The organism is Azospirillum sp. B4 (assembly GCF_000333275.1).
Lineage (GTDB): Bacteria > Pseudomonadota > Alphaproteobacteria > Azospirillales > Azospirillaceae > Nitrospirillum.
The window spans coordinates 1-7,058 of the sequence record NZ_BACU01000013.1; the positions used below are offsets into that span (position 1 = coordinate 1).

Annotated in this window: 7 protein-coding genes; all 7 read right to left on the minus strand. The window is 69.7% G+C overall.

Translation table 11 applies throughout. The annotated features are described in order from the left end of the window. Positions 1 to 202: ribbon-helix-helix domain-containing protein (locus I55_RS00360; RefSeq protein ID WP_148293503.1), on the minus strand; the 202-nt coding region annotated here is incomplete at its 3' end. A gap of 103 nt (positions 203 to 305) precedes the next feature. Continuing rightward, entirely contained in the window at positions 306 to 2,114 is a 1,809-nt protein-coding gene (locus I55_RS00365) for an IlvD/Edd family dehydratase (protein WP_044558423.1), read from the minus strand. Positions 2,115 to 2,157: 43 nt separating this feature from the next. Beyond that, positions 2,158 to 2,892: a FadR/GntR family transcriptional regulator gene (locus tag I55_RS00370; protein WP_044558424.1), complete on the minus strand. Its 735-nt coding sequence runs from the start codon at positions 2,890 to 2,892 to the stop codon at positions 2,158 to 2,160. Positions 2,893 to 2,903: 11 nt separating this feature from the next. After that, positions 2,904 to 3,956 (minus strand): galactofuranose ABC transporter, permease protein YjfF, encoded by a 1,053-nt coding sequence (yjfF, locus tag I55_RS00375; RefSeq protein ID WP_252180957.1) that lies wholly within the window; start codon positions 3,954 to 3,956, stop codon positions 2,904 to 2,906. Beyond that, entirely contained in the window at positions 3,956 to 4,981 is a 1,026-nt protein-coding gene (locus I55_RS00380; RefSeq protein ID WP_044558425.1) for an ABC transporter permease, read from the minus strand. Before I55_RS00380 ends, yjfF begins: the two co-directional genes overlap by 1 nt. Continuing rightward, on the minus strand, positions 4,978 to 6,510 hold the full coding sequence (locus tag I55_RS00385) for a sugar ABC transporter ATP-binding protein (RefSeq protein ID WP_044558426.1): 1,533 nt from the start codon (positions 6,508 to 6,510) through the stop codon (positions 4,978 to 4,980). Before I55_RS00385 ends, I55_RS00380 begins: the two co-directional genes overlap by 4 nt. Continuing rightward, positions 6,510 to 7,058: substrate-binding domain-containing protein (locus tag I55_RS00390; protein ID WP_044558430.1), on the minus strand; the 549-nt coding region annotated here is incomplete at its 5' end. The genes I55_RS00385 and I55_RS00390, both read right to left, overlap by 1 nt.

Below are 7,058 nucleotides of genomic sequence, written 5' to 3' on the forward strand. Positions count from 1 at the left end.
CACTGGGCGAGCCTTCTGCTTCGCTCAGGATATGCCCGCCTTCCTGGGCGAGGTATTGGCGTAGGGCGCGCAGGATGACCCAGCTGCGGTCACGGTCCAGGGCCGCGGCCACTTTATCAAGGCTGGTGACCAGGTCCGAGGGGACACGCACCGACACTTGAAACTTCTCTGGTGGTCCATCCATGGCGTCACCCATTGTCATGCGGCGTCATACACTGCCATACGGCGCCCTGTGGTTGTCAACGGATCAAAAGAAAAGGCGGCGGTACCCGTCCGGCACCGCCGCCTCCTTCTTGCCTGGCGTCTCAATGGTTGTCGCGCGGGATGCCGTTGACCTGGGCCACGCGCTGGTACTTCACCGCCGGCTCCAGCACGGCGCCGTCGCCCAGCTGGCCCACCATGCCGCGCTGGATCTCCTGCCAGGGCGTCTGGCTGGCCGGATACTGATAGCCGCCAGTGGCGTCGAGGGCCTGGCGGCGGGCGGCCAGCTCGGCGTCGCTGACCAGGATGTTGGCGGTGCCGGCCTTCAGGTCGATGCGCACCCGGTCACCGGTTCGCAGCAGTCCCAGATTGCCGCCAGCCGCCGCTTCCGGCGAGGCGTTCAGGATGGACGGGGAGCCCGAGGTGCCGGACTGGCGGCCATCGCCGATGCAGGGCAGGGCGGTCACACCCTGTTTGATCAGGTAGGCGGGGGGACGCATGTTCACCACCTCCGCCGCGCCGGGATAGCCGACGGGGCCGGCGCCGCGCATGAACAGCAGGGTGTGGGCGTCGATGCCCAGGGCGGGGTCGTCGATGCGGTGGTGATAGTCTTCCGGCCCGTCGAACACCACGGCCCGGCCCTCGAAGGCTTCCGGATCGTCGGGGTTGGACAGGTAGCGGTCGCGGAACTCTTCCGAGATCACGCTGGTCTTCATGATGGCGTTGTCGAACAGGTTGCCGCGCAGCACGATGAAGCCGGCGTCCTTCTTCAAGGGCTTGTCGAAGGGCAGGATGACCTCCGGCAGTTTGATCTCCGCGTCGCGGCAGTTGTCGCCGATGGTCTTGCCGTTGGCGGTCAGGGCGCCCTCATGGATCAGGCCCTGCTTCATCAGCTCATTGACCACCGCCGGCACGCCGCCGGCGTGGTGGTAGTCCTCGCCCAGATACTCACCGGCGGGCTGCAGGTTGACCAGCAGCGGCACCTTGTGGCCATGGGTCTGCCAATCCTGCAAGTCCAGCTCCACGCCGATATGCCGGGCGATGGCCGCCAGGTGGATGGGGGCGTTGGTCGAGCCGCCGATGGCGGAATTGACGACGATGGCGTTCAGGAAGGCCTCGCGCGTCATGATGTCGGACGGCTTCATGTCCTCATGCACCATGTCGACGATGCGCTTGCCCGTCTCGTACGCCACCTGCTGGCGCTCCCGGTAGGGGGCGGGGATGGCGGCCGAGCCCGGCAGCTGCATGCCCAGCACCTCCGCCAGGCTGTTCATGGTGGTGGCCGTGCCCATGGTGTTGCAATAGCCGGTGGACGGGGCGGAGCTGGCCACCAGCTCGATGAACTTGCGCTGGTCGATCTCCCCCGCCGCCAGCATCTGGCGCGCCTTCCACACGATGGTGCCGGAGCCCGTGCGCTCCCCATTGTGCCAACCGTTCAGCATGGGGCCGACCGACAGGGCGATGGCGGGGATGTTGACCGTGGCGGCGGCCATCAGGCAGGCGGGCGTGGTCTTGTCGCAGCCGATGGTCAGCACCACGCCGTCGATGGGATAGCCGTGCAGCAGTTCCACCAGGCCCAGATAGGCCAGGTTGCGGTCCAGCCCGGCGGTGGGACGCTTGCCGGTTTCCTGGATGGGGTGGACCGGGAACTCGATGGCGATGCCCCCGGCCTGGCGGATGCCTTCGCGCAGGCGCTGGGCCAGCACCAGATGGTGGCGGTTGCAGGGGCTGAGGTCCGAGCCGGTCTGGGCGATGCCGATGATGGGCATGCCGGACTGCAACTCATCCAGGGTGAGCCCGTAGTTCAGGTAGCGCTCCAGGTACAGCGCCGTCATGTCCGGATTGTCCGGATTGTCGAACCAGGCGCGGGACCGCAGTTTGGGCTTGCCGTTGGTGGGATCGGATGCGGTCATCGGGGGTGCTTTCTTGGAGGGCGATCAAGGAAGTGAGGAAGGATCACAGGGCGTCGGGGTCGGGCAGGTCCAGCCGGCCGAACCCGGAATCGATGACGGCTAGCATGGCGCGGGCGGCGCGGTCGCCGTCCCCCGCCTCGATGGCGTCGGCGATCGCGGCGTGGCTGTCCACCACCTCCTGCTGCAGCACCGTTTCGTCCACCGGTGAAGAGAGGGAGAAGGAGGCCAGCAGCGCCGCCTCGATCACCGCCGCCAGCGACCGCATCATCGGGTTGCCGGAGGCGGCGCTGACGGCCACGTGGAAGGCCAGGTCGGCTTCGGCGAAGCTGCGGCGGTTGTGGCCGGGCTGGGCCATGCGGTCGACGGCGCGGCGCATGTCGGCCAACTGTTCCGGGGTGCGGCGCTTGGCGGCCAGGGCCGCGGCCCGCGGTTCCACCGCGCTGCGCATCTCATAGAGGTGGCGGCGCATGGCGTCGTCCAGGCCCAGGCTGACCCGCCAGGACAGAAGATCGGCGTCGAAGAAGTTCCAGTGCGCCGGATCCTGCACCTTGGTGCCCACCCGCGTCTTGGACACGACCAGGCCCTTGGCCGCCAGGGTCTTCATCACCTCCCGCAGCACCGTGCGCGAGATCTGGAAGCGGACCAGCAGGTCCGGCTCCGGCGGCAAATTTACGCCCACGGGCAGGGCGCCGCTGAGGATCTCCATGCCCAGGGTGCGCACGATCTGTTCATGGTGCGACAGGGGACGTTCAGGCGATGACCAGGTCGACAGGGTCATGGGGGGATGGCTCACGGGGCGGAGGGCGCGGCGGCGCTGGGGGAAGGACGGGAACGGGTGGATGGACTGGGCGCGGCGGGCCCCGCCCCCGACCGGCCATACCGGGCGGAGGCCACCAAAATCAAGCGTTGCACGGCGATGAAGGCGAACAGCAGCGCGCCGATGGCGATTTTGGTCCACCAACTGGACAGCGTGCCGTCGAAGGTGATCCAGGTCAGGATCAGGCCCTGGATCAGCACGCCGATGAAGGACCCGGCCACGCCGCCCACGCCGCCGGTCAGCAGCGTGCCGCCGATGACCACGGCGGCGATGGCGTCCAGCTCCACCCCCGTGCCTGTCAGGGCGTAGCCCGAGCGGGTGTAGAGGGAGAAGACGATACCGGCCAGGGCCGCCATCAGGCTGCAGAAGGCGTGCACCAGGATGGTGGTGGATCGTGTGTCGATGCCCATCAGCTGGGCGAAATGGGCGTTGCCGCCCAGGGCGAACACCCGGGCGCCGAAACGGGTGCCGTGCAGCAGGACGCCACCGGCCAGGAAAGTCAGCAGCATGATGCCGGCCACCAGGGTCAGCCGCCCGCCGCCAGGCAGTGCCAGCGCGGCCCCGGCCAGGGCGTCATAGCCGGCATCGTGGATGGGGATGGAATCGGTGCTGATCAGCAGGGCGCAGCCCCGGGCCAGGAACATGGCGGTCAGGGTGACGATGAAGGCCGGGGCTTTCAGGACGTGGATGGCCGCGCCGATGCCGGCGCCGAACAGGGCACCGCCCGTCAGGACCAGGGCGAAAGCCAGGGCGGGGGGCAGGCCCGCCCCCTCGATCAGCCGGGCCAGCGCCACCGTGGTCAGGCCCATGACGGCGCCCACCGACAGGTCGATACCGCCGGCCACCACCACCACCGTCATGCCCACCGCCAGGATGCCCAGGAAGGCGTTGTCCGTCAGCAGGTTGCCGATGACCCGCAGGCCCAGCATGGCCGGATACTGCACGGCGCAGACGGCATAGATCAGGACGAAGACCACCACCGTCGCCAGCAGCGGCAGGGTGCGGGTATTCATGAAGCGGCCCATCACGCCTGGGCCTCCTTGTTCTTGCGGCGGGCCATCAGGCGCCCCGCCAGGGACTGGGCCAGGGGGCGGAAGGCGGGCGACTGCTGGGTCAGCACGGCCGCCACCACCAGCGCCATCAGCACCAGGTTCAGCTCCGGCGGCAGGCCCGCCCGCAGGATGGCGGTGCGCATGGCCTGCAGCACCAGGGCGCCCAGGACGGAGCGGCCGATGCTGAACCGTCCGCCGTAAAGGCTGGTGCCGCCGATGACCACGGCCAGGATGGCGTCCAGCTCCAGCCACAGGCCGGCGTTGTTGGCGTCCGCCCCCTTGATGTCGGCGGCGGCGATCAGGCCGGCCAGGGCCGCCATGAGCCCGGACCAGACGTAGACGGCCCCCAGCACCAGGTTGGTGTGGATGCCGGCCAGGCGGCTGGAGCGCGGGTTGGTGCCCACGGCTTCCACGAACAGTCCCAGGGCCGTCGCCCGCACCAGCAGGCCGGTCAGGCCCGCCGCGGCCAGCGCCAGCACCACGGGCAGAGGCAAGGTCGCCAGGGTGCTGCCCGCGATGGCGATCAGGTGCGGTTCGGTGAAGGTCAGGATGCGGCCTTCGGTGATCAGCTGGGCGATGCCCCGGCCGGCCACCATCAGGATCAGGGTGGCGACGATGGGCTGCAGGCGGAACACGGCCACCAGCAGGCCATTCCACAGGCCGCAGACCAGGCCGGTGGCCAGGGACGCCAGGATGGCGGCGGGCCAGGCCAGGCCGGCATTGACGCCCGCCGCCGCGACGGCGCCCGATATGGCCATGATGACGCCGACCGACAGGTCGATGCCACGGGTGGCGATGACCGGGGCCATGCCCACGGCCAGCAGCACGACCGGCGCACCCCGGTTCAGGATGTCGACCAGGCCGCCGAACAGGCGGCCGTCCTGCAGGCGCAGGTCCAGGAAACCGGGGGCGACGATGACGTTGACCAGCAGCGCCAGGATCAGCAGGGCCAGCTGAGGCCGCGCCGCCTTCAGGCGGGCCAGGAGGAAGGCGCTCATGCCGCACCTCTGCCGTGATGATCCGCGGCGATGGCGTTGACGATGGCGGCGGGGGTGATGGCCTCCCCTTCCAGCAGGCCGGCGGGGGCGCGGTCGCGCATGACCAGCACCTGGTCCGAATAGGCCGCCACCTCCTCGATCTCGGAGGAGATGACGTAGAGCGCCATGCCCCGGTCGCGCAGATCCTCCAGCAGGCGCACGATCTCGGCATGGGCGCCGACGTCGATGCCCCGTGTGGGCTCATCCAGGATCAGCAGGCGCGGGGCGGTCGCCAGCCAGCGGGCCAGCAAGGCCTTCTGCTGGTTGCCGCCGGACAGCAGCTGGATGGGCTTCTCGGCATCCGGCGTGCGGATGTCCAGCAACTTGATGTAGCGGTCGGCCAGTTCATGCTGTTGCGCCGTCGACAGGCGCCGCCACCAGCCGCGCTTGGCCTGCAGGGCCAGCACGATGTTCTCCCGGATGCTGAGGCCGGCGACGATGCCGTCCAGCTTGCGGTCTTCCGGACAGAAGCCGAAGCCCAGGCGGATGGCGTCGCGCGGGCTGCGCAGGGTGACGGGCTTGCCGTCCACCACCAGCTGGCCCTCATCCGCCGTTTCCACCCCGAACAGCAGCAGGGCGGTTTCCGTGCGGCCGGAGCCCAGCAATCCCGCGGCACCCAGCACGGCGCCGGAACGCAGCTCGGCGTCGAACGCCCCCACCAGCCGGCGGCGGCCCAGGCCTTCGGCCCGCACCAGGGGGGCGCCGGCCGGCCTGGCGCTCGCCGGGCGGCGGCTCAGGTGGCTTTCCGCCGTGGGCGCCTTGCCCAGCATCATGGCCACCAGTTCCAGGCGGGGCAGGTCGGCCGTCAGCCGTTCCCCCACCAGCCGGCCGTTGCGCAGCACGGTGATGCGGTCGGTCAGGGCATAGACCTGGTCCAGGAAATGGGTGACGAAGACGATGGCCAGCCCCTGGTCGCGCAAGGACCGCAGCAGGGTGAACAGCGTCTGCACCTCGGCCGTGTCCAGGCTGGCCGTCGGCTCGTCCAGGATCAGCACCTTGGCCGACAGGTCGACCGCGCGGGCGATGGCGATCAGCTGCTGCACGGCGGTGGAGAAGTCCGACAGCGGCCGGCTGGCGTCGATGTTTAAACCGAAGCGTCGCAGCAGGGCGCCGCCCTCGCGGTTCATGCGCGCCCGGTGCACCAGGCCCCAGCGCGTGGGCTCCCGCCCCAGGTACAGGTTCTGCGCCACCGACAGGTTGGGCAGCAGCGTGATCTCCTGATAGACGGCGGCGATGCCGGCCCGCACGGCCCCGCCGGGGCCGTCCGGATCAATCTCCACCCCATCCACCGTGATCGTGCCGCCGTCACGGCGCTGCGCGCCCGTCAGCAGGTTGATCAGGGTGGACTTGCCGGCGCCGTTCTCCCCCAGCAGCGCGTGGATCTCACCCGCGCGCAGCGTCAGGTCCACGCCGTCCAGGGCCTTCACGCCGGGGTATTGCCGGGTCAGGCCCCGGGCCGCCACCACCACCCGGTTGTCGGGAATGGCCATCAATACAGGTCCTTGCGCCGGGCGTATTCGGCGGCGGCGGTGTCGGGCTCATACAGCTTGGAGGGCGTTTGCACCCATTTGGGCGGCGGGGCGTGATCCTTGCGGTAGGCCAGCAGGACGTCGTAGGCGCGCGGCGCCATGTCGGGGGCCAGTTCCACCGTGGCGTTGGCGTCGCCGTCGGCCATGGCCTTGAAGATGTCGGGCACGCCGTCGATGGACACGGTCAGGATGTCGGTGCCGGGCTTCAGGCCGGCTTCCTTGATGGCCTGGATGGCGCCGATCATCATGTCGTCATTGTGGGAATAGACGGCGCAGATGCTGCCCGGCGCCTCAGCCTTCAGGAAGCCTTCCATCACCTCCTTGCCCTTGGCGCGGGTGAACTCACCGGACTGGGTGCGCACCAGGTGCAGGTTGGGGGCGGTGGCGATGGCCTCCTCAAACCCCTTCTTGCGGTTGGCCACCAGGCTGGCGCCCACCGGGCCCTGGATTTCGACGATGCGGCAATCGCGGCCCTGCAACTTGCCCGCCAGCCAGCGGGCGGCCACGCG

What these genes read in the sequence shown, in the direction of transcription:
- I55_RS00365 (WP_044558423.1), bottom strand. Translation starts at nt 2,114, where the DNA reads ATGACCGCATCCGATCCCACCAACGGCAAGCCCAAACTGCGGTCCCGC.
- I55_RS00370 (WP_044558424.1), bottom strand. Translation starts at nt 2,892, where the DNA reads ATGACCCTGTCGACCTGGTCATCGCCTGAACGTCCCCTGTCGCACCAT.
- yjfF (WP_252180957.1), bottom strand. Translation starts at nt 3,956, where the DNA reads ATGGGCCGCTTCATGAATACCCGCACCCTGCCGCTGCTGGCGACGGTG.
- I55_RS00380 (WP_044558425.1), bottom strand. Translation starts at nt 4,981, where the DNA reads ATGAGCGCCTTCCTCCTGGCCCGCCTGAAGGCGGCGCGGCCTCAGCTG.
- I55_RS00385 (WP_044558426.1), bottom strand. Translation starts at nt 6,510, where the DNA reads ATGGCCATTCCCGACAACCGGGTGGTGGTGGCGGCCCGGGGCCTGACC.